Source organism: Actinophytocola sp. NPDC049390, from assembly GCF_044466355.1.
Taxonomy (GTDB): domain Bacteria; phylum Actinomycetota; class Actinomycetes; order Mycobacteriales; family Pseudonocardiaceae; genus Actinophytocola.
Genome location: NZ_JBITMQ010000032.1, coordinates 1 through 23,382 on the forward strand (window position 1 = coordinate 1; position 23,382 = coordinate 23,382).

Consider the following 23,382-nt stretch of genomic DNA (forward strand, 5'->3'; position numbering starts at 1 on the left):
ACTCACAACATCAGATGTCATCACTCACAGTGCCCATCCCGCCAGACCATCAGCCCGGCGTGTCGGGCCAGAAACACCGATCTTGGAACAGTCCCTGCGCGAGCGCGCGACTCGCCGTGTCTGAGCACCGCGAGTCGCGCGGCCGAACACACCGAGTTGGTTGATTCGTGCACATCGGGTCCCTGCCGAGCTGCACGAAATCGACAACTCGGTGTGTGCGAGCGCGCGACTCGCGGTGTTTGAGGGCGCGACTCGCGAGGGGGGTGGTTTTGGGGTGGGGTGCTAGATCTGGTCTAGCGGGGGGTCTCGCGCCTTTTGGGTGGGAGGTGGGTTGTGCGGTTGCGGATCGTGGTGATTGTTGGCAGTACGCGGGAGGGGCGTGTCGGGGACGCGGTCGCCGCGTGGTTCGTCAAGGTCGCCGGGCAGCGGGACGACGTCGACGTCGAGGTGGTCGACCTGGTCGACTTCGACTTCCCCGCTCGGTATCCCGAGGTGGTGACTCCGGAGATGAACCGGTTCATCGCGGCCGTGGACCGGGCGGACGGGTTCGTCATCGTGACGCCCGAGTACAACCGCGGCTTCCCGGCGTCGCTCAAGCAGGCGATCGACTTCGCCTACGACGAGTGGCACGCCAAACCCGTCGGGTTCGTCTCCTACGGTTGCCGGTCGCGCGGGTTCCACGCGGTCTCGGCGCTGCGGGTCGTGTTCACCGAGTTGCACACCCACACGGTGCGCGACGAGGTGGCGCTGGACCTGATGGAGGACGAGCCGGGGCCGGCGCAGGAGCCGGCCGCCACGAGGATGCTCGACCAGGTCGTCTGGTGGAGCGAGGCGTTGCGCGCGGCACGCGCGGCAAGGCCGTACGTCACATAGAGGGGAACGACATGAGTGAGCTGGCGATCGAGACTGCCGGCCTCGTGAAGGTGTTCGGTGAGAACAGGGCGGTCGACGGGGTCGACCTCGCGGTGCCCGCGGGCACCGTGTACGGGGTGCTCGGCCCGAACGGCGCGGGCAAGACCACCGCCGTGCGCATGCTCGCGACGCTGCTGCGCCCGGACGGCGGCGAGGCCCGCGTGTTCGGTCACGACGTGCTGCGCGAAGCGGACGCGGTCCGGCAGCGGGTCAGCCTGACCGGCCAGTACGCGTCGGTCGACGAGGACCTGACCGGCGCCGAGAACCTGGTGCTGCTCGGCAGGCTGCTCGGGCACCGCAAGCCCGCGGCCCGCGAGCGGTCCGCGCAGCTACTGGCGGCGTTCGGGTTGACCGAGGCCGCGGACCGGCAGGTCAAGACCTACTCCGGCGGCATGCGGCGGCGTCTCGACATCGCCGCCAGCATCCTGAAGACGCCGGACGTGCTGTTCCTCGACGAGCCGACCACCGGCCTCGACCCGCGCAGCCGCAACCAGGTCTGGGACATCGTGCGGATCATCGTCGCGCAGGGCACGACGGTGCTGCTCACGACCCAGTACCTGGACGAGGCCGACCAGCTGGCGAACCGGATCGCGGTCATCGACCGCGGCAAGGTGATCGCCGAGGGAACCCCCGGTGAGCTGAAGGCGTCCGTCGGCGCGGGCGCGGTCCACGTGCGGCTGCGCGACGCCGGGCAGCGGCCCGCCGCGCTGGAGCTGCTGACCCGGATCCTGGGCCCGGCCGTGAAACCCGAGGCGGACCCGGTCGCGCTGACCGCGCAGCTGTCCGGAGAGGACAGTGACCGCGAGGCGGCCGAGCAGGCGTCCCGTGCGCTGGCGGAACTGGCCGCGAACGGCATCACCGTCGACAATTTCGCACTCGGTCAGCCGACGCTCGACGAGGTGTTCCTCGCGCTGACCGACCACCCGGCAACGGAGAAGGAGGCCGTGGCATGACCGCCGCGCCCACCGAAGAGAAGGTCGCCGGCTACACCCCGGCGGCCGAGAGCCTCAACGCGGTGCTCGCCGCGGGTGACGCACCGCCGCGCCCGAGCGCCTGGTCGGCGTCGGTCACGTTCGGCTGGCGCGCGATGCTGAAGATCAAGCACGTGCCGGAGCAACTGTTCGACGTCACGGCGTTCCCGATCATCATGACGCTGATGTTCACCTACCTGTTCGGCGGCGCGCTCGCCGGATCGGTGACCGAGTACCTGCAGTTCCTGCTGCCGGGCATCATGGTGACGAGCGTCGTGATGATCACGATGTACACCGGTCTCGGCGTGAACCAGGACATCGAGAAGGGTGTGTTCGACCGGTTCCGCACGCTGCCCGTGTGGCGGCCGTCCGCGCTCGTCGGCGCGCTGTTCGGGGACGTGTTCCGCTACTTCCTGGCGGCCACGGTGATCCTCGGCGTCGGCCTGGTCCTCGGCTTCCGGCCGGGCGGCGGGGTCGGCGGGGTACTGCTGGCGATCGCGCTGCTGATCGTGTTCTCGTTCGCGTTCTCGTGGATCTGGACGATGTTCGGGCTGATGCTGCGGTCGGAGAAGTCGGTGATGGGCGTCAGCATGATGGTGCTGTTCCCGCTGACGTTCCTGTCCAACGTGTTCGTCGAGCCGGACACCATGCCGGGCTGGCTGCGCGCGTTCACCGACGTCAACCCGATCACGCACCTGGTCGCGGCGACCCGCGGCCTGATGCAGGGCAACCCGGACGGCGGCGAGATCATCTGGGTGCTCGTGTCGGCCGCGGTGCTGGTCGCGGTGTTCGGCACGCTCACGATGCGGCGCTACAACCGGAAGTGACGAGGTGTGGCGGCGGCACCGAGGGGTTGCCGCCGCCACGTCAGTCGTCGAGCGCCCAGTGCTTTCCGGTGCTCCAGCCGAGCCAGCGCCGTCCACTGTGGACCTTGCCGTGCCGGTCGAAGCGCTCGCCGGCGACGATGGCGGCGAGGCCGTCCAGCGCCGGCGCGAGCCGGGTGCCGTGCAGCTGCGGACGCAGCCAGTCGATCGTGGCCCGCTGGGTGGCCGGGTCGCAGAAGCTGAGGAAGAAGATCCCCTGCCGCCACGCGTAGGCGGCGTTCTTCACGGCGATCAGCGCGGCGTGCCGGTGCGGGAACGGCACGGCCATCCGGCGCACCGCCCAGCTCAGCGCCTGGCCCGCGAGACGGGCCGCGACCGGGGCCAGCCGGTCCGGCAGTTCCAGCCCGTCGACCAGCACCGCCAGGTTGTGCGTGGTGAGGATCTGGCTCTGCTCCAGCACCGCACCGCTCGCCGCCACGCCGTACGCCCGCGCCGTGCCCGCCTCGGCCGCCCGCTCGGTGCACGCGGTGGCGAAGTGGTGCGCGACCCGCTGGCCCCACCGGGTCCGCGTACCGGCCGACCACGACTCCGGCAGGTCGTAGTAGGCGCCATACAGGGTGCCCGCCAAAGTCGCGCTCGCGACGACCGCCGCGGACTGGAACTTCGCGGTGAACGTGCCCATGAAGATGTCCGCCGCGATCTCCTCCACCAGCGGCAGCGTCAGACCGGCCTGCCTCGCGACCGCGCCCAGCTCCGCCACCAGCGGGTTCGGCAGGATCGCCTGCGGGAACGCGGTGAACGCCACCATCGTGGTCTGCGCGAGCGCCTGCCGCGCGGCCCGCGTCGCGTCCCGCCGGTGCTCACGCAGCGGCTCGATCGCCGCCACCCACGGCAGTTCCTCGATGCGGACCTGGTGCTCCAGGTCGAGCAGCAGCAGGCTGCGCCTGCGCCGGAACGCCACGTACGTCTTGCCGTACAACGTGGACAGTGCCGGGTCGGCGATGTTCGCGGCCAGCAACGACGAGGTGACCCGCGGCAGCACCCGCGCCAGCACATCGCCGGACGTGATCACGCCCCGCTCGACCAGTTCCTCGACCGAACCCTCCAGCGCCCGCGTCACCTTGCGGTCAACGGTGGGCGGCACCTGGTGCCCGTCGACGTCGGCCACGAACGCGTCGACCAGCGGCACACCTTCGTCGCCCGGCAGGTCGTCGAGCCGCGCGGCCACGACCTCGGCCAGCGCCGCGTGCGTCGGCCGTGCCGCGACGGCGAGCCGCTGCTCCCGGTACGCGGTCCGCTCGGCGGACTCGGGCGCGCCACGCTTGGTCAGCGTGTTGGCGAGCGCGCGCCGCACCCAGCCGACGTCCCGGCCGGACAGCGCGCCGCTGTCGGTCTCGCACGCCAGCAACGCGGCCCGCAGCCGCGCGAAGTTGCCGCGCGGGTGCCGTTCGACGCCCTCGGTGTCGGCGAGCAGACGTGCCCGCCGCCGCGCCCAGTCGTCCGGCCACACCCGGCACGGCCAGCCGCCGACGACCGCGCCGCCGTCGAGCCTGGGCAGCTCGCCGTCGACCGTGTCGCACCAGAGTGCGACGAGCCGGTCGTACAGCGGCTGCTCGGCGAGCCGCGCGCGCATGGTCGCGATGGCGGGCGGCGTGGTGACCGCGCGCAGGGCCGTCCTGACCTCCCCGACCGTCGCGACGTGCACGACGGACCCGGACGAGGACGGCGGCTGGTCGAGGTACGGGGTGAACCGCAGCCGGTGCATGAGCGGGCGCAGCTCGGCGACGACGTCGAGCGCCGCCGCGGAGTGCCCGTTGGCGAGCAGCCACGCGACCGTCAGCAGCGCGGCGTGCTCCGGGATGCCGACCCGGTACGTGCCGGTGGCGAGCGCGTCGAGCAGCACGGCCTGGCCCGCGTCGGACAGGTAGTACAGGTTGAGCCGCTCCCGGTCGGTGGTGCCGGGCGCGTCCGCGGGCAGTGCGGCCACGATCTCCTGCTCGTCCTGCCGCAGCGGCGCCTCGGCGAGGTAGCGCCCGCTGGCGAACCCGCCGTGCAGGACCTCGAGCGTCACCCACGACGGTGTGTCGGCGATGGGCGTGCGCGAACCGACCGTCAGCGTGCCGTCGGCCATTCCGTCGAGCACGGCACGCCAGCGCGCCGCCCGCGCGGAGTCGGCCCCCGCGTGCCGCAGCGCGCGCCGCAACTGGTCGAAGGCGTAACCCCTGCCGACCTGCTTCCCCCTGTCTGCCATGACCTGGAGGCGAGAGTCGAACTCGCGCCCTCCCGGATGGAAGCCGGGTGTTCTGCCGCTGAACTACTCCAGGATGGACATGGAGGCGGGAATCGAACCCGCGCCCTCCCGGTCCCAAGCCAGGCGGTCTGCCACTGACCTACTCCATGCTCGCGGAGGATGCTAGCCGGTCTCCCCCGCCCGCACCTCCGTTTTTCCTAGAGATGCCAGGCCGGTTCCCGCTCGGGACGGTAGCCGCACGTCGTGCCGGTGGTGACCGACGCGCGTAAGTGCTCTGCCAGCTCGGGATGGCGGGTGTCGAGCTTGCGCAACGTGTCGCGGATGCGCGCGGTCACGGTCTTGCGGGCACGTTCGGCCTCGTCGCCGAGGCGGCGGGTGCGACCGCCGAGGCCGGTGGCCGTGCGGAGCTCTTCCAGCAGCAGCGCGCGTTCCTCGTCGTACTTGGCGGCACGCCGGTCGTCTCCGCGCGCCTCCGCCTGCGCGATCTGTTCGTCCAGGGTGGACAGACGGGTGCGGTAGGCGGCCTTGGCCTCCTCGTCCAGCACCGCGTCGCCGCCCAGGCTCGCCGCCGCCGTGACCTCAGCACCGCCCGCCGGGTTCAGCAGCCGGGTCGCCGGGATCTCCTTGCCCGGTGCGCGCAGCAGCACGTGCAGGTCCCGCAGCCCCTTGCTGTCCGGCACGTGCACCGTCCGGCCCGCCATCGACAGCGCCCACGTGTCGCCGGTGAAGCGGAACTCGTTGTGCGGTAAGGACTCTCCCGGCTCCGCCGCGAGGTGCCGCATGCCGAGCGCGGCCGCCTCCCGGCTCACCGCGGCACGCAGCTCGTCGCCGCGAGGGCCCAGCGCGGCCGCCAGCGCGGCCTTCGCCTCGCACGACCACGGGCGGGAGCCGAGCCGGTCGGCCATGTCCCTGGCCGACTCGAAGTGGGTCGCCGCCAGAGCCGTCTCACCGCGGGCCAGGGCCAGGTGCCCGAGCCACAGCGACACCGGGCCGCTGATGTCGCACCCGTACATGGACACCAGCCACGTGCCCGCGTGCGGCGCCAGCTCCGCGTACAGCTCGGCGCACCGCGCCACGTCACCGGTCGCCACCGCCACCTGTACCCGCAGCCGCGTCATCATCGCCTCGTACGCGCTGGGCACCGGTTCCCGCGCCGCCTCCAGCTCCGCCAGGCTCCTGGTGGCGGTCGCCGTGTCACCGCGCGCGGCCGCGGTGATCCCCGTCAGCAGCGCGGGGAACGGGTACTTCACCTCCGCGGACGTCGACAGGAGGTCCGCGGGCTCGTCGTAGCGGCCGCGCAGCATGTCCGTCGCCCACCGCAGGTGGTGGTCGATGTACTCGAACTGCTCGTGCGGTGTCTGCAGGTCCCGCGCGCTGCCGAGGTAGGCGTCGGCCTCGTCGAACCGGCCGTGGAACGTGGCGATGATGTTGCGGTCCACGTAGGTGCCGAACTCCATCGGGGTCGGCTCGCGCTTCTCGTCCGCCAGCGCGAGGAACTCGGTGAACCGCTCGAGGTAGGACGGGTCGTTCAGCTCCAGCTTCGCCACCCAGCCGAACGAGACCGCGTACTGCTCCATCTCGTAGTCGCCGGTCCGGCGTGCGATCGCGGCCAGCTCGTCGGTGAGCGCGAGCCGTTCGGCCGCGTGACCGAGCGTCCACAGCCGGTCGTGCTGGGTCCACAGGCTGAAGCCCAGCGTGTCGTCGTCGCCGCCGTCGCGCGCGACGGCGACCGCCCGCATGATCACCTCCTGCGCGAGGTGGTCGAGCGAGCCGCCGGGCGGGTCGACACCGGGCACCAGCCGCTCGAACGCCCTGCGCAGCAGGTCCGCCTTGAGCTTCGTGCGGCCCTCCGGGGCGGACAGGCCGTAGATCGTCAGCGCGGTGCGGGTCAGCACGTCCACGTCGTCTGCCGACAACGCGATGCCCGCGACCTCCGCCAGCACCTGCCACGCCTCGCCGCGCTCACCGAAGTGGTGCAGCTGCACGCCCAGGTCCAGCCCGATCCGCGCCCGCCTGGGGTCGGCCGGGTCGAGCAACTCGACGGCGCGCCGGTAGTGGCCGGCCGACTCCTCCAGCGCGAACCGCCGCCGCGCCTCCTTGGCCGCCGCGACCAGCAGGTCCACCACCCGGCCGGGGTCGAGCGCGGCGCGCCCGAGGTAGGCGTGGCGCGCCAGGTCGGCGGGGAAGATCCGGCCGGCCAGCGCGGGTGACCGGTCGAGCGCACGCACCACGGCCGCGTGCCGCTCCGCGACGTCGGCCTCGTCGATCCCCGCGTACAGGGTCTCGCGCACCAGGTCGTGGGCGAACGCGAACCGCCCGTCGGACAGCGTGACCACCAGCCGGGCCGCGACCGCCTGCGCCAGCTGCCGGTCGACCTGCGCGACGGGCGCGCTCACCGTCGCGGCCAGCACCTGCCGGTGGAACTCCCTGCCCAGCACGGCGGCGCCGGTGAGCAGCCCCGACACGGACGCGGGCAGCAGCGACAGCCTGCGCCGCACCGCGTCCCGCACGCCGGGTGCGACCGAGGCCGCCGAACCACCGCTGTGCCACAGGCGGGCGGTCTCCTCGACGAAGAACGGGTTGCCGCCGGTGCGCAGGTGCACCTCGCCGACCAGCTCCGGACCGGGTTCCGCGCCGACCGTGCGGGCCATCAGCGCGCCGACCTCGTCGCGGCCGAGCCCGGTGAGCGTGACCGCGGTGGCCTTCGCGCGGAGCGGTGTCATCAGCGGCGCGAGGGGGTGGTCGACTGCCTCGACCTCCACGTCCCGGTACGTGGCGACCAGCAGCAACCGCTCGAACCAGGTGTGCTGCGCGACGAACTCCAGCAGCCGCACCGACGACGGGTCCGCCCAGTGCAGGTCGTCGAGCACGACCACCACCGGCCGCCGCTGCGACACCGCCACCAGCGCGGACGTGACCGCGTCGTACATACCGAAGCCGTCCGCCGGGTCGTCGGTGTCGACCTCGCCCAGCAGGACCGCGAGCTGACCGCCCGACACCTCCGCCGCGGCCGCCCACTCACCGGGTTCCGCCGACCGGCGCAGCCCGCGGATCACCTGCACCCACGGCCAGAACCCGGGTGCGGCCGAGGAGTCCCAGCACGATCCGGACAGCACGAGCGCACCCCGCTCACGCGCCACGCCGACAGCCTCGGTGACCAGCACGGTCTTGCCGATCCCGGCCTCGCCGGCGACCAGGACGAGCCCGCCGTGACTGTCGATGGCACGGCTGATCTCGGCGCGGAGTACGCCCGCGGGATGCTCCCGCCCGATGAGCCCGGATGCCATGCCCGCGATAGTAGGAGAAGGGTCCGACAATCGGCCTATTCGACCGGCTCGGCGGGCACTTCGGACGAGAAGACGAACACCCGGACCGCGTAGCCGGTGCTCGGGTGGACCTGCGCGAGGTAGGCGGTCACGGGCTCGCCGACGATGCCCTCGATCGCGTCCAGGAAGTCCTGCCTGGTCGCCTCGTGCAGTGCCTCGTGGTGCGTGATGACCGAGCCGCGGTAGCCGCGTTCGGACAGCACCGAGTCGGCGACGGTGAGCGTGTCGATCGACAGCACGACCAGGCTCACCGGCTCGTCGTCGGACACCGACACCTGGACGTTGCGCGGACCACGGCCGTAGAACGCGCGCTCGAGGCTCGTGATCTTCTCGGCCACCGCGTTCCGCTGCGCCTTGGTTATTCGCATCGCGGGCATTACCCTCTCGATCTGAGCATGTCGCTCACCACCTGAAAACCATAGTGGCTGATCGGGCCCTGCCGTGGTGACTCGCCGAGTGCGGGAAGCGGCGGCGCGGCTCGAGCGAGACACGGCCCGTGATGGCCGCGACCGAGGTACGGCACGTACAGCGCACGCGGACATCCCGGGCGACCAAGCGAAAGGGCTTGTCTCGTGAGTAATTCGCGTCAGTTCGCCGTGCCCGCGTTGCGGGACCTCGTGCGCGAGATCGCGGCGGATCCCTCCGAATGGGCCGGTCAGGTCCGATTCGACCTCACAGAACGGTTCTACGTTCGCCTGCGCCGCACCGACGACGTCGAGGTGTGGCTCATCTGTTGGGACATCGGCCAGGACACGCTGCTGCACGATCACGGCGGCAGCGCCGGCGCGTTCACCGTCGTGCGCGGGTCGTTGTTCGAGGACTTCGGCGCCGTCGACCGTCCCGGTCTGCGCACCCGGCGGCACGCCGAAGGGGACGCCGTCGGGTTCGGCGTCGACTACCTGCACAACCTCGTGAACGTCGGCACCGAGCCGACGGTGTCCATCCACGCCTACTCTCCCCCGTTGCGTGCGATGAACTTCTACTGCTGGCTGCCGACCGGCATGCACCACCTGCGCGAGGTCCTGTGCGACACCCCGGAACCGGACACCACCGCGCTCGAGGCCGAGGCGGCGCGACTCCGGGAGGTCGTCCGATGAGCACCGTCGAATCGCTGCTCGACGACGCCCGCACGCACATCACCCGCTACACCCCGGAGGAGGCGGCCGCGGCCCTGTGCCGGGGCGCCCTGCTCGTGGACCTGCGGCCGGTCGAGTACCGGTGGCGGTTCGGCGAGGTGCCCGGCGCCATCGCGGTGTCGCGGCACGTCCTGGAATGGCGGCTGGACGTGACGAGCGAGCACCGGCTCGCGCAGTTGCGGCACGGCGAGAGTGATCAGGAGATCGTCCTGATGTGCAACGAGGGCTACACGTCCAGCCTCGCCGCGTACCAGGTGATGCGCCAGCTCAGCCTGACCGACGTCAAGGACGTCGCGGGCGGGTTCGCCGCGTGGCAGGCGGCCGGGCTGCCGACCGTGCGAAGGCTGGCCGGGTAACGCGTTCAAAGGAGATGTGACACGGACGGACGGCGCTGGTCACCGGAATCGGTGATCACGCCGCTCCGTCCCCCGCACGAGGCGGTGCTAGGCGCTCGCCCTCGTCGGTACGTGGAGCATGCCGGGGACGTAGTTGTCGGGCAGGGACAACAGTTTCGCCATCACCGCTGACGCGGGCCCCTGCTCCCGCCAGTGGTAGCGCCGCGGGGCGAGGAGATCCTGGTCGGGCGGCATGCGGGTGGCCACGGCGTCGTCCTCGCCGTGCAACTCGACGACGTCGAGAACGTTGTCGTGGGCGCGAACCCCCACGACCGCGACGACCTCACCGTGTTCGTCGCGCGGGTCGACAAAGCGAAAGCCCTTGCCGACCAGCGCACGCAACTGGAAGTCGACGCTTGGCGCGGCGACACCAGTGGAAAACATCAAGCACTCCGTTCCCTGGCACCGACGACGAAGGACAGGAGCTCACGCGTGGGCACCACGAGCACGGGCCCGTGGGGATCACGGGAGTTGCGCACACCCGCCTGACCGTCGAACCAGCTCAGTTCCACACAGTTACCGACGGCGCCGCTGTAGCTGCTCTTGCGCCAGACCGCGCCGGGGAGTTCATCCGCCGAAACGCCGTTGTGGATCGTGTCCATGAGGGACCCCACCTTCCGACATCGCAAAACAGTGGGTGCATCTGCACGTGCATTGATCTCTTGAACAATATCACGGGCAGGTGCAGCGGTAAATGCACGTGCATTCGCCCGGGCACGCATCGGCGGCCGATGTTCACTACAGAGCGTGCACCCAGAAGGGGTCAAAACCCAATCTTGGTCACTGTCGGCAATATCTGGGCGGATCTTGAGGACACGATCGAGTGGCCCTGGCGCGAACATGCAGTCAGGTCGGTATGTGTCGGACCGAGAGATAACGATTCGCCGTGTCGTCCACGGTCACCCGAATGCAGGAGTGGGAAATGAGCGGCGCGGGCTCAGATCTCCTGGCGGAACTTCGACAGCAGCTGTCTGCTGCGGTCGGGCGTCTCGGCGTCGACGGCCAGGCGGTCGATCACGCGGCCGTAGACCTCGAGCTCCTCGACCCGGTCCAGGTACAGCGCGCCGCTGAGGTGCTCGATGTAGACGATGTCCGGCAGCGTCGGCTCGGCGAACCGCAGCAGCGAGAACGCGCCCTCCGCCGCGTAGCCGCTCATGTTGTACGGCAGGATCTGCAACGTCACGTTCGGCTGGCGGGTCAGCTCCAACAGGTGCTCGATCTGCTGACGCAGGACACGCGGCCCGCCGATCGGGCGGTGGAGCACCGACTCGTCGACGACCGCCCACACGCGCGGCGCACCCTGCCTGGTCAGGACCTTCTGCCGCTGCATGCGCAACGCGACACGGCGTTCGCCCTCGTGGTCGAGCAGCTCCGGCCTGCCGTGCGCGACGACGGCGCGGATGTAGTCCTCGGTCTGCATCAGGCCGGGCACGAACTGCAGCTCGTAGCTCTGGATGAGCGACGCTGACTCCTCGAGCCCGACGAAGTCCTGGAACCAGTTCGGCATGGTGCCGGAGTAACGGTGCCACCAGCCGCGTTCGTTGGACTTGCGCACCATGTCGAGGAAGACGCGCCGCTCGTCCTCGTCGACGACGCCGTACATGCTCAACAGATCCGCGACGTCGCGCTCCTTGAAGCCGACGCGCCCGAGCTCCATCCGACTGATCTTCGAGTCGGAGCCGCGAATGGCGTAGCCGGCGTCGGCACGGCTGATGTCGGCGGCCTCCCGGAGACGGCGAAGCTGCGCGCCCAGCACGATCCGCCGCGCGGTGGGCGCGCCGGACTGCTCCCCGCTGCCGAACCTGGGAGACTCCTCGCCCCGAGGGTCTACCGCGGGCATCCGCCCCTCCTACCCTGAAAACGACAGTTACCGCCGACCACCCAGAGTACGCGCTCGATGCGAACTTGAGGAGCCGCACCGCCGGATCGGCCCCACCGCCGCGTCGTACCGGGTCGAGAACGGCCACGTCGAACACGTCGCCCCCCCACAGCCGGGCACCGGAACCGTGAACTGGTAATGGAAGAGGCCTGACCTGGATCTTCCGGTACCGTTGGTCCGTGTGAGCGAGGCGAGCGCGGATCCGTTGACCGGACGCGCTGTTCGCCTGTTCGAGTTCCTCGGGCGCACGCAGCAACTCCGTGACCAGCCGCCGCGCACGGTCGACGGGTACCGCTCGGTCGTGTGGCTCGACGACCTGCCCGACCACCCGGCGGTCAGCTCCGCGCACCGCGGCGACCCCGACCCGGACGGCGACATCCTCACGGTCGAACGGGTCGCCCGCCACGAACCGCCCGAGCCGGGCGAGCTCGCCGACTGGCTCACCGCGGACTGGCGTGAGCCCGCGGTCACCCCCGAGCTGACCGACGAGGCAGCACCGGAACTGACGGAACGCTACGTCTCGTGGCTGGTCGACTGGCAGACCTGGGCCGCGCGGGAACGTGCCGACCGGCCCGTTCGCGCCTGCTACGGCAGGCTCTTCGCGGCCTACGTCGCCGCCACCGGCAACCCGGAGGAGCTGGAACTGGTCCTCGGGGTGGGCTGCCTCGCGTGGGCCGGGCCGGGCGCGCGCAGGCACCTGCTGACCGCGCCGGTCGGCATCCGCTTCGACGACGACTCGGGGAAACTCACCGTGCACCGCGTCGAGTCGGTCGCGGCCGCGGACATCGAGCTGGACATGCTCGACCCCGGTCTCGTGCCGAACCCGGGGCACGTCGCCGACATCCGCGCGCTCGCCCGCGACCTCGAGACGCATCCGTTGCACCGCAAGGAAAGCGCGGCGCTCGTGCGGCGGGTCGTGCACGCGCTCGACCCGGACGGCGAGTACCGCGACGACGACGCCCCGCCCGTGCCGAGGCAGAACGCGGTCGCCGCGTACGCGCCCGCCGTGATCCTGCGGCGCCGGTCGCAGCAGGGGCTCGTCGAGATCTTCTCCACGATCGTCGCGCGGCTCCGCGAGGACGGCGTCGTCCCGGACGGCCTGGCGCCGCTCGTGGACCCCGACCACCGGCCCCGGTACCAGGGGGACGCACCCGACGGCGCACTGGTCGAAGTGGACGGTGACACCTTCCTTCCCCTGCCGGTCAACGACACCCAGCTCCGCATCGTCCGCCAGGTCGACGCGCAGGCGCAGACGCTCGTGCAGGGCCCGCCGGGCACCGGCAAGACCCACACCGCCGCCGCCTTGTTGTCGCACCTGCTGGCGCAGGGCAAGCGGGTTCTCGTCACCGCGCACACCGACCGGGCGCTGCGCGAGGTCCGCGACAAGCTGCCGACCGAGATCACGCCGCTGGCGGTCTCGGTGGTCGGGTCGTCGCGGGAGGACATGTCGGACCTGAAGGTCGCGGTCGAGCGGATCGCGGCCGCCGCCACCGACCACGACGACGACGCGGCCGCCGACACGGTCCGCCGCTGCCTCGCGAACGCCGAACGCCTGGGGCTGCGCCGCGCCGAGCTGCACGAGCAGCTCGTCGAGGCACGTCGTGACGAGGTGCGCGAACACGAGCACGCGGGCTACCGCGGCACGCTCGCCGCGATCGCGCGCGGGCTGCGACGCCAGGAGCCGCGGTTCGGCTGGCTGCGCGACCACGTGGACGTGCGGGCGGACAGCACGCCACCGCTCACCGGCGAACAGGTCGTCGAGTGGCACACACGGCTCACCGACGCCGACCTGATCGCCGACGAACCCGAGGCGGGGCAACGGCTCGTCGCGCTCGGCACGGCACCCGCGCCGCAGGTGTTCTCCGAGTTCGTCGCCGCCGAACGCGCCACCGCGGCCGCGGAGCGCTCCGAGCTGACGGCGCACCCCGCGTTCGAGGCGGTGCGGGCCGTCGACCCGGCGGCCCGGGTCCAGCTGCGCAGGCGGCTGTCCGAGCTGGCCGACGAGGCGGACGACCTTTCGCGCCGCCGCGAACCGTGGCTGGGCGACGCGCTCGCCGACGTGCTGGTCGGCCGCGGCCGACTCTGGCAGGGCCGGGCGCGGCAGATGGGCACGCTGATCGGGCAGGCGGAGACGCTCGTCGCCCGGCTCGGCCCGCTCACCACCGTGGAGGTGTCCGCCAACCCCGCTCCCCTGGTGCCGCTCGCGAAACAGCTGCACGCCCACCTCGCGGGCGGCGCGCTGAAGACCGGTCCCGGCGGGGTGCCGAAGATCGGCGCCCTCACCCCGAAGGCGGTGAAGCAGGCGCAGCCGTTGTTCGACCAGGTGCTGGTGGACGGGGTGGCGCCGACGTCGGCCGCGCAGGTCGACGCGTTCCTCGCGTGGGAGGAGGCGAGCCGCGTGCTCGCCGCGCTCGACCGTGCCCTGCCCGGCGAGTCGTCGCTCCTGCCGGACGACCCGCTGCACGAACGCCTCCAGTGGCACGGCACGGAACTGGACCAGCTGCACCGCGTGCTGCGGCTGGGGGACGAGCTCGAACGGGAGCAGCACCGGTTCACCCAGGCCGGGCTGCCCCGTCCGGATTGGACGGACGTGGCCGCGGTCCGCCGCTACGCGAGCCTCGTCGACGTGGCGGCGGCCGCCGACGAGCACGCCCGCGCCGTGCTTCCGTTGCGGCGCCTGGAATCCGCGGTGGCCACGGTCGCCGACCGCGCGGACGCGGCACCGTGCGTCGCCGCGCTGCTGACCGCCGTCCGTGCCCGCGACCCGGGCGGGTACGCCGTGGCCCACCAGCGCCTCGCCCGGCTGACCACCGTCCGGTCGCAGCTGGCACGCCGCGACGAGCTGGCCGAACGGGTGCCGCCTCGGCTGCGTGCCGCGGTCGTGGCGAACCCGGCGGCGTGGGGCGAGAAGCTCGCGACGTTCGACGCCGCGTGGGCGTGGGCCGCGGCCGGTGCGTGGGTGGCGGCGCGGGGCGCGGTGGATGTGAACGCCGTCCAGGCGGAGATCGCGCTGACCGAGGAACGGATCCGCCGCGAGGTCGAGACGCTCGCCGCGACCAGGGCGTGGCGGCACGCGGTGTCGCCGGACCGGTTGACCGGGCAGGCGCGGGCGAACCTGGAGCACTACGCGTACCTGGTGCGCAGGCTCGGCAAGGGCACGGGCAAGTACGCGGCGCAGCGCCGTGCCGAGGTGCGGGCCGCGATGGACCGCTGCCGGTCGGCCGTGCCGGTGTGGATCATGCCGGTGTACCGGATCGCGGAGCAGCTGCAGATCAGCCGCGACATGTTCGACGTGGTGATCGTCGACGAGGCGTCGCAGGCCGGGCTGGAGGCGACGTTCCTGCAGTACCTCGCGCCACGCATGGTCGTCATCGGCGACGACAAGCAGGTGTCGCCGACGGCCGTGGGCGTCGACCAGCAGCAGCTGCGCGACCTCGCGGCCCAGTACCTCGCGGACGACCCGTACCGCTCGGCGTGGCAGGACCCGCAGCGCAGCCTGTTCGACGAGGCGAAGATGCGCTACCGCGGGCTGCTCACGCTCACCGAGCACCGGCGGTGCGTGCCCGAGATCATCGGGTTCTCGAACCGGGTCGCCTACGAACCGGACGGCATCAGGCTCGTGCCGGTGCGCCAGTACGGCGCAGACCGCCTGCCGCCGATCCGCGCGGTCAACGTGGGCGGCACCACCGACGGCACCACGAACAAGGTCAACGCCGCCGAGGTCGAGGCCGTCGTGGAGCAGCTGGAGAAGTGCCTAGCCGACCCGAGGTACGACGGCAAGACGTTCGGCGTGATCTCCCTGCTCGGCGCGGCGCAGGCGAAGGCCGTCGAACGCAGGCTGCTGGAACGGGTCGCGCCGGAGGACTGGGCGGCGCGCAAGCTGCAGTGCGGCGACTCCGCCGACTTCCAGGGCGCCGAGCGGGACGTGATGTTCCTGTCGATGGTCGCCGGCGCGGCGGACCGGCTGATGCCGCTGACGCGTGAGATGTACGTGCAGCGGTACAACGTGGCGGCGTCGCGGGCACGGGACCAGATGTGGGTGTTCCACTCGGTGCCGCTCTCGGCGCTGGGGAACCCGGAGGACATGCGGTTCCAGCTGCTGGACCACTGCTACGGCGTGCTGGCCGCGCAGGACGGTGAGGGCACGCTGACCGCGCCCGTGCCCGAGGACGTGCGGGTGGAGCCGTTCGACTCGCTCTTCGCGCAGCGGGTCGCGAACCGCCTGGTCACGCTGGGTTACGGGGTGGTCCCGTCGTACTCGGTGGAGCGGCTGCGGCTGGACCTCGTGGTCGTCGGCGCGCAGTCCCGCCTGGCGGTGCTGTGCGAGGGCGACACGTGGCGGGGCGCGCACGCGTACGAGCGCGACCTGGCGGCGCAGCGCGACCTTGCCCGGTGCGGCTGGCACCTGCACCGGCTGCGCGAGTCGGCGTTCCACGCGGACGAGCCCCGCGCCATGGCGGCGCTGCTGTCGCGGCTGCGTGCGCTCGACATCGCCCCTAAGGGAGACCCGGGTCTTTACCCGGAAAGCCCTGTTTCGCCTGGTTAGAGCGCTGTTGTCGGGCGCACCATGGAGTGCATGACCCACGAGTTGAGCCGTTCCCAGGTGCTGGCCATGGCGAGCCAGCGGGACCGGCGGTTCCACATCGCAGCCGAGATCTCGGTTGTCGTCCACGACCTGGACGCACTGCGCGCGGCGGCCCGCCGCGCGTTCGACCACGGCCGCTTCGCGAGCGAGGCGGAACGCGCGCGGGCGTGGGAGGCCATCGAGAACGACCCGGCCGGTCTGATCGGCCAGGTCGTCGACTTCGCCCGCCTCACCGAGGACGTCCCCGGGCTGCTCCCCCACACCGCGGAGTGGACGGTCGGCAAGGCGAACTGACGGCGCTGCCGTGAAAGCGTCTTCCAGGGCGTTGAAGCCGTGTCAGCGTGGGCGACGGGAGCCCGGGATGTCGGCCTCGATCCGGGCCGCCGTCTTCAGCAGTGGGGGCAGCAGGTCGCGGCGCATGGCTTCCAGTGACGTGCGGCTGGCGTGCGCGGACACGTTCACCGCCGCCACGACCTTGCCCGACCGGTCCCGCACGGGAGCGGCCAACGCCCGCAGGCCCTCCTCCAGCTCCTGGTTGACCAGCGCCCACCCCTGCGCCCGCACCTTCGCGACCTCCGTGCGCAAGCCGTCCACCGACGTCAGCGTCCGCGCGGTCAACGGCGCCAGGGTGACCGCCGCCAGGTAGGACTCCAGCTCGTCGGCGGGCAGCCCCGCGAGCAGCACCCGGCCCATCGACGTGGCGTAGGCCGGAAACCGGGTGCCCACGCTGATCGACACCGTCATGATCCGGGACACCGGCACGCGGGCCACGTACACGACGTCGTGGCCGTCCAGCACCGACACCGACGACGACTCGCTCACCTCCGCCACGAGGCCCTCGAGGTGTGACTCCGCGACCTCCGGCAGCGACAGCGACGACAGGTAGGCGTACCCCAGCTCCAGCACCCGCGCGGTCAACGAGAAGAACCTCCCGTCGCTGCGCACGTAACCCAGCGCGGCCAGCGTGAGCAGGAACCGCCGCGCGACGGCCCGGGTGACACCGGTGCGGGCGGCCACCTCCGACAGCGTCAGCTCCGGGTGCGACTGGTCGAACGCGCGGATCACCGCGAGCCCGCGTTCCAGTGACTGCACGAAGTCAGCACCCCGACCGGCCACGAGTCCACCTTCGAAGTACGCATTGCGAACGACAGTTCTCCAGTCGCACGATAGTACGCGGGGCAACTGTTGACCGCACAATGACCGGCGCTCTAGGTTCTCCTGGAGAACGAGCGTGCGGTCTACGAACAACGGAGTTTCGCCCATGCGACGTCACCTCGCTGCGTTCCTGCTCGCGACCTCCCTGTTCGCCACCGCCTGCGGCTCGGAAGAAGGCCCCGCCGCGGGCCAGCCGGACAAGGTCACGGTCGGCGTCATCCCGATCCTCGACGTGGCCCCGATCTACCTGGGCCTGGAGAAGGGCTTCTTCGACAAGCGGAACATCGACCTGGAGCTGAAGCAGGCGGAGGGCGGCGCGGCGATCGTGCCCGCGGTCGTCAGCGAGCAGTACCAGTTCGGGTTCAGCAACGTCATCTCGCTGCTGCTCGCGCAGTCCGAGGGGCTGCCGGTCAAGGTCGTCAGCAACGGCAACAACTCCACCGGCGTCGACGGCGAGGACTTCGCCGGGCTCATGGTGAAGGGCGACAGCCCCATCACGTCCCCGAAGGACCTGGAAGGCAGGACGGTCGCGGCGAACACGCTGCAGAACATCGTCGACACGTCCGTCCGCGCGTCGGTGCGCAAGGACGGCGGCGACCCGTCGAAGGTCAAGTTCGTGGCCCTGCCCTTCCCCGAGCAGCCGGCCGCGCTCGCGAGCGGGCAGGTCGACGCGGTGTTCGTGGTCGAGCCGTTCCAGCAGGCGGTGCTCGCCGAGGGCGGGCGCAAGATCGCCTCCAGCTACGTCGACGCGGCCGACGACCTGACCGTCGCCGCGTACTTCACCTCGCAGCAGCTGCAGGCCGAGAACCCCGACCTGGTCGCACGGTTCACCGAGGCCATGCAGGAGTCACTGTCCTACGCGGACAGTCACCCGGACGAGGCGCGGCAGATCATCGGCACGTACACCAAGATCGCACCCGAGGTGATCGAGAAGGTCACGCTGCCGAAGTGGCCCGCCGACGTCAACCGGGACTCGCTCCAGACCATGGCCGACCTCGCCGTCGAGGACGGCCTCATCGACAAGGCCCCCGACCTGAACGCGCTGCTCCCGTGAAGGTGCTCCTCGGCCTCGCCGGGCTGGTCGGTTTCGGTGTCCTGCTGGAGATCGCGCCCCGGATCGGGCTGGTGCCCGCCCGGTACGCGCCACCCACCAGCGACATCCTCGCCACACTGGCCGAACAGGTGCGGCGCGGGGAGTTCTGGTCCGCGGTGGGCGACACGCTGCTCACCTGGCTGGTCGGCCTGGTGATCGCGATCGCGCTGGGCGTCGCGATCGGCGTGCTCATCGGGTCGGTGCCGGTGCTGCGTGCGCTGACCGCGTCGACCATCGAGTTCCTGCGGCCGATCCCGTCGGTCGCGCTGATCCCGCTGGTCGTCGTGCTGTACGGGTCGACGATCGAGGCGACCGTGATCCTCGTGGTGTACGCGGCGTTCTGGCAGGTGCTGATCCAGACGCTCGCCGGGGTCGCCGACATCGACCCGGTCGCCGCCGACACGGCGCGGTCCTACCACCTGAACCGGTGGGCGCGGATCCGCTGGCTGGTCTGGCCGACCGCGCTCCCCTACGCCGTGACCGGCATCCGGCTCGCCGCGACCGTCGCGTTGATCCTGACCATCACCGGTGAGCTGGTCATCGGCTCGCCCGGGCTCGGGCAGGAGATCGCGAACGCCCGCTCGTCGGGCGCGGTGCCGGTGATGTACGCGCTGATCGTGGTGACCGGGCTGTTCGGGGTCGCCGCGAACGTGCTGACCAGGGCGGCGGAACGCAGGGCGCTGGCATGGCACCCGTCGGTGCGGCTGGAAGTGCAGGTGCCCGCATGATCAGGCGAATCCTGCTCGCCGTGACACTGCCGGTCGTGCTCGTCGCCGTCTGGTGGTTCACGAGCGCGGGCAGCACCGAGTTCTACTTCCCGCCGCTGGCACGGATCGTCGGTGTGTTCCCGGAGACGTGGTTCGGGCCGCGCATGGTCGACGACGTCCTGCCGAGCCTCGCGCGCCTCGGCATCGGGTACGCGGCCGCGCTCGTGCTGGGCATCGGCCTCGGGATGCTCATCGGCGCGAACCGCACACTGCGCGCGGTCGTGGAGCCGCTGCTGGAGTTCCTGCGTGCGGTGCCGCCGCCGGTGCTCGTACCCATCCTGATGCTGATGGCGGGTATCGGCGACCTGATGAAGGTGCTGGTGATCATCTCCGGCTGCCTGTGGCCGATCCTGCTGAACACCGTCGAGGGCGTGCGTGCGGTCGACGAGGTGCTCACCGACACGTGCCGCAGCTACAAGATCCGCGGCCGTCTGCGGCTTCTGCACCTGACGGTCCGGTCCGCGAGCCCGCAGATCGTCGCCGGTGCCCGGCAGGCGCTCTCCATCGGCATCATCCTGATGGTCATCAGCGAGATGTTCGCCGCGTCGAGCGGCATCGGGTTCACGGTCATCCAGTTCAAGGACGGCTTCCGGATCCCGCAGATGTGGAGCGGCGTGCTCCTGCTCGGCCTGCTGGGTGTGTTGCTCGCATGGGCGTTCCGGCTCGTCGAGCGGCGGGTGCTCGGCTGGTACCACGGCATCCGGGCCGTACAGAAGGAGCGTTGATGCTCACCGTCAGGGGCCTGTCGAAGACCTACGACGCCAAGGGGCGCCGGGTCGAGGCGATCGCCGACGTGTCGCTCGAGGTGGCGGACGGCGAGTTCGTGTGCGTGGTCGGCCCGTCCGGCTGTGGCAAGACGACGCTGCTGCGCTGCGTCGCCGGGCTGCTGCCACCGACCTCGGGTGAGATCGTCGTGGAGGGCAAGCGGGTCGACGGCCCGCCGGACGGGCTCGCCGTGGTGTTCCAGGAGTACGGCCGCAGCCTGTTCCCGTGGCTGCGCGTGCGGGACAACGTGGAGCTGCCGCTGCGGGCCGCGGGCCTGGACAAGGTCAAACGGCGTGAGCTGGTGACCGAGGCGCTCGACGCGGTGGGGCTGGCCGACGTGCACGCCGCGTACCCGTGGCAGCTGTCCGGTGGCATGCAGCAGCGGGTCGCCATCGCCCGCGCGATCGCCTACCAGCCACGGGTTCTGCTGATGGACGAGCCGTTCGCGGCCGTCGACGCGCAGACCCGCGCCGACCTCGAGGACCTGATCCGGTCGGTGTGGCAGCGGCTCGGCGTGACGCTGCTGTTCGTGACGCACGACATCGACGAGTCGGTCTACCTCGGACAGCGCGTCGTGATGCTGTCGTCCTCGCCGACCACGGTCGCCGAGGACCTCGCGATCGACCTGCCCGCCGAGCGCGACCAGCTCGGCACGCGCAGCGACCCGCGGTTCACCGAGCTGCGCGGTCAGGTGTACGCCCAGATCCAGAAAGCCAAGCAGGAGCGGACATGACAGCGCTGTTCGAGTCCGGAACGATCTTCAGCGGCGGGTGGGTGGCCGCGCACGGCGGCGACACCGCGATCGTCGAACCGGCGACCGGCGCGGAACTCGGCCGCACGGGTGTCGCTGACGCGTCCGATGTGGACGCCGCGTGCGCGGGGGCCGCGGCGGCGCGGCAGGAGTGGGCGGCCGCGACGTTCTCCGATCGCGCGGCGGTGCTGCGCAAGGCGGGCGCGGCGATCGAGGCGAGCTTCGCCGAGCTGCGGGACTGGGTGGTCCGCGAGACCGGTGCCGTGCCGGACATGGCCGCGTTCGCCGTCGGCGTGGCCGCGCAGGAGTGCTACGAGGCCGCGGCGCTCGCGTCCCAGCCGCCGGGCCAGCTGCTGCCGACCGCCGAGCCCCGGCTGTCGATGCTGCGGCGTGTGCCGGTCGGGGTGGTCGGCGTGATCTCGCCGTTCAACGTGCCGCTGATCCTGTCGATCCGCTCGGTCGCGCCCGCGTTGGCGCTGGGCAACGCGGTGGTGCTCAAGCCGGACATCCGCACGCCGGTCAGCGGCGGGTTCGCGATCGCGCGCGTGTTCGCGGAGGCCGGGCTACCGGACGGCGTGCTGCACGTGCTGCCGGGCGGCCCGGACGCGGGGACGGCGCTGGTGGCGAACCCGCACGTGCGGGTCATCTCGTTCACCGGTTCCACCGCGGTCGGCCGCAAGGTCGGTGAGCTGGCGGCGAAGCACCTCAAGCGGGCGCACCTGGAGCTGGGTGGCAACTCGGCGCTGGTCGTGCTGGACGACGCGGACGTCGAACGCGCGGTGTCGGCCGGGTCGTGGGGTTCGTTCCTGCACCAGGGCCAGATCTGCATGACCACCGGCCGCCACCTGGTGCACGAGCGGGTCGCCGAGTCCTATGTGGAGGCATTGGCCGCGCACGCGACCGCGTTGCCCGTCGGCAACCCCGCGACCGAGAAGGTCGCGCTCGGGCCGCTGATCGACGAGGGCCAGCTCGGCAAGGTCCACGACCTCGTCACGTCCACTGTGGACGCGGGGGCGCGGCTCGCGTCCGGCGGCACGCACGACGGCCTGTTCTACCGCCCGACCGTGCTCGACCGGGTGGGCACCGGCATGCCCGCGTACGCCAACGAGGTGTTCGGCCCGGTCGCGCCGGTCGTGCGGTTTGGCAGCGAGGACGAGGCCGTGGCGCTGGCCACGGACAGCGAGTACGGACTGTCGCTGTCGATCCTCACCGGCGACGCCATGCGCGGGCTCGCGCTCGCCGAGCGAATCCCCACCGGGATCGTGCACGTCAACGACCAGACCGTGAACGACGAGGCGGTCGCGCCGTTCGGTGGCGTCGCCGCGTCGGGCACCGGCGCCCGGTTCGGCGGTCTCGCGAACCTGGACGCGTTCACCGAGTCGCGGTGGATCACCGTCCGCGGGCAGATCCCCGCCTACCCGTTCTGAGGAGGAACTTCATGGCCAAGCTGCCACCGTTCCGGGCCGACCACGTCGGCAGCCTGCTGCGCCCGGCCGCGCTGCTGACGGCCCGCGACGACAAGGCGAACGGGCGGATCTCCGCCGAGGAACTGCGCACGGTGGAGGACGAGGCGATCCGCCAGGTGGTCGCCACGCAGGCCGAGGTCGGCCTGAACTCGGCCACCGACGGCGAGTTCCGCCGCACGTCGTGGCACATGGACTTCATCTACCGGCTCGGCGGCATCTCGTCGGCGCCGGACGACGCGATCAAGGTGCGGTTCGAGAACCCGGACGGCGTCATCGAGTTCACCACCGCCGCGCTGCACGTCGACGGCCCGGTCCGCCTGCGGGAGACGATCTTCGCCGACGACTTCCGGTTCCTCGCCGACGTCGCGGGCGGCGCGGTGACGCCGAAGCTCACGATCCCCTCCCCCAGCATGGTCCACTACCGCGGCGGCCCCGCGGCGCTGGACCCGAAGGTGTACCCGGACGAGGAGCAGTTCTGGACCGACCTCTCCGCCGCCTACAAAGAGCAGGTGGCAGGCGTCTACGAGCTGGGCTGCCGGTACCTGCAGCTCGACGACACCTCGCTGGCCTACCTCAACGACCCGGCGCAGCGGGCCGAGCTGAACGCCCGCGGCGACGACGCCGAGCACCAGCACCTGCGGTACATCCGGCAGATCAACGCGGCCATCGCCGACCGGCCGTCCGACCTGCGGGTCACCACGCACATGTGCCGGGGCAACTTCCGGTCGTCGTGGGCGGCGTCGGGCGGCTACGACTTCGTGGCCGAGGCCCTGTTCACCGAGCTGGCCGTGGACGGGTTCTTCCTGGAGTACGACGACGAGCGGTCCGGCAGCTTCGCGCCGCTGCGGTTCGTGCCGCCGGGCAAGAACGTCGTGCTGGGCCTGGTCACCACGAAGCGCGGCGAGCTGGAGTCGAAGGACTCGCTCAAGCGGCGGATCGACGAGGCCGCGAAGTACGTGCCGCTCGACCAGCTGTGCCTGTCGCCGCAGTGCGGGTTCTCGTCCACGGTCGAGGGCAACGCGCTGACCTACGACGAGCAGGTGGCGAAGCTGGCGCTCATTGTGGAGACCGCCGCCGAAGTCTGGGGCGACTGACCGACCGATCGT

General features: G+C 71.6%; 20 protein-coding genes and 2 tRNA genes. 13 read left to right on the plus strand and 9 right to left on the minus strand.

The window, feature by feature from the left end:
• Nucleotides 1-339: 339 nt before the first annotated feature.
• The 3 genes from ACIBVP_RS44810 to ACIBVP_RS44820 are packed head-to-tail and all read left to right on the plus strand — an operon-like array spanning nt 340 to nt 2,710.
• The gene (locus ACIBVP_RS44810) at nt 340-873 is read left to right on the plus strand and encodes an NADPH-dependent FMN reductase (protein WP_396112706.1); all 534 of its coding nucleotides are present in this window, start codon (nt 340-342) and stop codon (nt 871-873) included.
• An 11-nt stretch (nt 874-884) separates the two neighbouring features.
• Nucleotides 885-1,865 carry an ATP-binding cassette domain-containing protein gene (locus tag ACIBVP_RS44815; RefSeq protein WP_396112675.1) on the plus strand — a complete coding sequence of 327 codons (981 nt, stop codon included), beginning with the start codon at nt 885-887 and terminating at the stop codon, nt 1,863-1,865.
• Nucleotides 1,862-2,710, plus strand: coding sequence for an ABC transporter permease (locus ACIBVP_RS44820; protein WP_396112676.1), 849 nt, complete (start codon nt 1,862-1,864; stop codon nt 2,708-2,710). Before ACIBVP_RS44815 ends, ACIBVP_RS44820 begins: the two co-directional genes overlap by 4 nt.
• A gap of 40 nt (nt 2,711-2,750) precedes the next feature.
• Here ACIBVP_RS44820 and ACIBVP_RS44825 read toward each other — a convergent pair whose 3' ends face one another.
• The 5 genes from ACIBVP_RS44825 to ACIBVP_RS44845 form a co-directional block, all read right to left on the minus strand.
• On the minus strand, nt 2,751-4,958 hold the full coding sequence (locus tag ACIBVP_RS44825; RefSeq protein ID WP_396112677.1) for a hypothetical protein: 2,208 nt from the start codon (nt 4,956-4,958) through the stop codon (nt 2,751-2,753).
• Between the two features lies 1 nt (nt 4,959).
• Nucleotides 4,960-5,031 (minus strand) — tRNA-Gly (locus ACIBVP_RS44830).
• Between the two features lies 1 nt (nt 5,032).
• Nucleotides 5,033-5,107 (minus strand) — tRNA-Pro (locus ACIBVP_RS44835).
• Nucleotides 5,108-5,155: 48 nt separating this feature from the next.
• Entirely contained in the window at nt 5,156-8,245 is a 3,090-nt protein-coding gene (locus tag ACIBVP_RS44840) for an ATP-binding protein (protein WP_396112678.1), read from the minus strand.
• Nucleotides 8,246-8,280: 35 nt separating this feature from the next.
• Nucleotides 8,281-8,652 (minus strand): Na-translocating system protein MpsC family protein, encoded by a 372-nt coding sequence (locus ACIBVP_RS44845; RefSeq protein WP_396112679.1) that lies wholly within the window; start codon nt 8,650-8,652, stop codon nt 8,281-8,283.
• Between the two features lie 204 nt (nt 8,653-8,856).
• On the opposite strand from ACIBVP_RS44845, the gene ACIBVP_RS44850 reads away from it, so the two are divergent.
• Both ACIBVP_RS44850 and ACIBVP_RS44855 read left to right on the plus strand, forming a co-directional pair.
• Entirely contained in the window at nt 8,857-9,381 is a 525-nt protein-coding gene (locus ACIBVP_RS44850; protein WP_396112680.1) for a cysteine dioxygenase, read from the plus strand.
• The gene (locus ACIBVP_RS44855; RefSeq protein ID WP_396112681.1) at nt 9,378-9,776 is read left to right on the plus strand and encodes a rhodanese-like domain-containing protein; all 399 of its coding nucleotides are present in this window, start codon (nt 9,378-9,380) and stop codon (nt 9,774-9,776) included. Before ACIBVP_RS44850 ends, ACIBVP_RS44855 begins: the two co-directional genes overlap by 4 nt.
• Nucleotides 9,777-9,863: 87 nt before the next feature.
• Here the strand turns inward: ACIBVP_RS44855 and ACIBVP_RS44860 are convergent, their stop codons facing one another.
• The 3 genes from ACIBVP_RS44860 to ACIBVP_RS44870 all read right to left on the minus strand — a co-directional run bounded on the left by ACIBVP_RS44860 (nt 9,864) and on the right by ACIBVP_RS44870 (nt 11,655).
• Entirely contained in the window at nt 9,864-10,199 is a 336-nt protein-coding gene (locus ACIBVP_RS44860) for a hypothetical protein (RefSeq protein WP_396112682.1), read from the minus strand.
• On the minus strand, nt 10,199-10,417 hold the full coding sequence (locus ACIBVP_RS44865) for a DUF397 domain-containing protein (RefSeq protein WP_396112683.1): 219 nt from the start codon (nt 10,415-10,417) through the stop codon (nt 10,199-10,201). The genes ACIBVP_RS44860 and ACIBVP_RS44865 overlap by 1 nt, the downstream gene beginning before the upstream one ends.
• 335 nt (nt 10,418-10,752) lie before the next feature.
• Nucleotides 10,753-11,655: a helix-turn-helix domain-containing protein gene (locus tag ACIBVP_RS44870; protein WP_396112684.1), complete on the minus strand. Its 903-nt coding sequence runs from the start codon at nt 11,653-11,655 to the stop codon at nt 10,753-10,755.
• A 220-nt stretch (nt 11,656-11,875) separates the two neighbouring features.
• On the opposite strand from ACIBVP_RS44870, the gene ACIBVP_RS44875 reads away from it, so the two are divergent.
• Together ACIBVP_RS44875 and ACIBVP_RS44880 are read left to right on the plus strand one after the other, a co-directional pair.
• The gene (locus ACIBVP_RS44875) at nt 11,876-16,240 is read left to right on the plus strand and encodes an AAA domain-containing protein (protein ID WP_396112685.1); all 4,365 of its coding nucleotides are present in this window, start codon (nt 11,876-11,878) and stop codon (nt 16,238-16,240) included.
• Between the two features lie 30 nt (nt 16,241-16,270).
• Nucleotides 16,271-16,573 (plus strand): hypothetical protein, encoded by a 303-nt coding sequence (locus ACIBVP_RS44880; protein ID WP_396112686.1) that lies wholly within the window; start codon nt 16,271-16,273, stop codon nt 16,571-16,573.
• 42 nt (nt 16,574-16,615) lie between these two features.
• Here ACIBVP_RS44880 and ACIBVP_RS44885 read toward each other — a convergent pair whose 3' ends face one another.
• Nucleotides 16,616-17,395, minus strand: a complete 780-nt coding sequence (locus ACIBVP_RS44885; RefSeq protein ID WP_396112687.1) for an IclR family transcriptional regulator C-terminal domain-containing protein — start codon at nt 17,393-17,395, stop codon at nt 16,616-16,618.
• Nucleotides 17,396-17,540: 145 nt separating this feature from the next.
• Here ACIBVP_RS44885 and ACIBVP_RS44890 point away from each other — a divergent pair, with 145 nt between their 5' ends.
• From ACIBVP_RS44890 to ACIBVP_RS44915, 6 genes are read left to right on the plus strand one after another with little or no spacing between them, the layout of a single operon-like run.
• On the plus strand, nt 17,541-18,488 hold the full coding sequence (locus tag ACIBVP_RS44890) for an ABC transporter substrate-binding protein (protein WP_396112688.1): 948 nt from the start codon (nt 17,541-17,543) through the stop codon (nt 18,486-18,488).
• The gene (locus tag ACIBVP_RS44895) at nt 18,485-19,255 is read left to right on the plus strand and encodes an ABC transporter permease (RefSeq protein WP_396112689.1); all 771 of its coding nucleotides are present in this window, start codon (nt 18,485-18,487) and stop codon (nt 19,253-19,255) included. Before ACIBVP_RS44890 ends, ACIBVP_RS44895 begins: the two co-directional genes overlap by 4 nt.
• Nucleotides 19,252-20,019 (plus strand): ABC transporter permease, encoded by a 768-nt coding sequence (locus ACIBVP_RS44900; protein ID WP_396112690.1) that lies wholly within the window; start codon nt 19,252-19,254, stop codon nt 20,017-20,019. The genes ACIBVP_RS44895 and ACIBVP_RS44900 overlap by 4 nt, the downstream gene beginning before the upstream one ends.
• Nucleotides 20,019-20,792, plus strand: a complete 774-nt coding sequence (locus tag ACIBVP_RS44905) for an ABC transporter ATP-binding protein (protein ID WP_396112691.1) — start codon at nt 20,019-20,021, stop codon at nt 20,790-20,792. Before ACIBVP_RS44900 ends, ACIBVP_RS44905 begins: the two co-directional genes overlap by 1 nt.
• The gene (locus tag ACIBVP_RS44910; RefSeq protein WP_396112692.1) at nt 20,789-22,237 is read left to right on the plus strand and encodes a benzaldehyde dehydrogenase; all 1,449 of its coding nucleotides are present in this window, start codon (nt 20,789-20,791) and stop codon (nt 22,235-22,237) included. The genes ACIBVP_RS44905 and ACIBVP_RS44910 overlap by 4 nt, the downstream gene beginning before the upstream one ends.
• 11 nt (nt 22,238-22,248) lie before the next feature.
• Nucleotides 22,249-23,370, plus strand: coding sequence for a 5-methyltetrahydropteroyltriglutamate--homocysteine S-methyltransferase (locus tag ACIBVP_RS44915; RefSeq protein WP_396112693.1), 1,122 nt, complete (start codon nt 22,249-22,251; stop codon nt 23,368-23,370).
• The last annotated feature ends 12 nt before the right edge of the window (nt 23,371-23,382 follow it).

Bases quoted from the DNA above. Each gene is read 5' to 3' on its own strand.
- ACIBVP_RS44845 (WP_396112679.1), bottom strand. From the start codon at position 8,652: ATGCGAATAACCAAGGCGCAGCGGAACGCGGTGGCCGAGAAGATCACG.
- ACIBVP_RS44855 (WP_396112681.1), top strand. From the start codon at position 9,378: ATGAGCACCGTCGAATCGCTGCTCGACGACGCCCGCACGCACATCACC.
- ACIBVP_RS44820 (WP_396112676.1), top strand. From the start codon at position 1,862: ATGACCGCCGCGCCCACCGAAGAGAAGGTCGCCGGCTACACCCCGGCG.
- ACIBVP_RS44865 (WP_396112683.1), bottom strand. From the start codon at position 10,417: ATGGACACGATCCACAACGGCGTTTCGGCGGATGAACTCCCCGGCGCG.
- ACIBVP_RS44825 (WP_396112677.1), bottom strand. From the start codon at position 4,958: ATGGCAGACAGGGGGAAGCAGGTCGGCAGGGGTTACGCCTTCGACCAG.
- ACIBVP_RS44890 (WP_396112688.1), top strand. From the start codon at position 17,541: ATGCGACGTCACCTCGCTGCGTTCCTGCTCGCGACCTCCCTGTTCGCC.
- ACIBVP_RS44905 (WP_396112691.1), top strand. From the start codon at position 20,019: ATGCTCACCGTCAGGGGCCTGTCGAAGACCTACGACGCCAAGGGGCGC.
- ACIBVP_RS44900 (WP_396112690.1), top strand. From the start codon at position 19,252: ATGATCAGGCGAATCCTGCTCGCCGTGACACTGCCGGTCGTGCTCGTC.
- ACIBVP_RS44880 (WP_396112686.1), top strand. From the start codon at position 16,271: ATGACCCACGAGTTGAGCCGTTCCCAGGTGCTGGCCATGGCGAGCCAG.
- ACIBVP_RS44815 (WP_396112675.1), top strand. From the start codon at position 885: ATGAGTGAGCTGGCGATCGAGACTGCCGGCCTCGTGAAGGTGTTCGGT.
- ACIBVP_RS44840 (WP_396112678.1), bottom strand. From the start codon at position 8,245: ATGGCATCCGGGCTCATCGGGCGGGAGCATCCCGCGGGCGTACTCCGC.
- ACIBVP_RS44910 (WP_396112692.1), top strand. From the start codon at position 20,789: ATGACAGCGCTGTTCGAGTCCGGAACGATCTTCAGCGGCGGGTGGGTG.
- ACIBVP_RS44870 (WP_396112684.1), bottom strand. From the start codon at position 11,655: ATGCCCGCGGTAGACCCTCGGGGCGAGGAGTCTCCCAGGTTCGGCAGC.
- ACIBVP_RS44915 (WP_396112693.1), top strand. From the start codon at position 22,249: ATGGCCAAGCTGCCACCGTTCCGGGCCGACCACGTCGGCAGCCTGCTG.
- ACIBVP_RS44860 (WP_396112682.1), bottom strand. From the start codon at position 10,199: ATGTTTTCCACTGGTGTCGCCGCGCCAAGCGTCGACTTCCAGTTGCGT.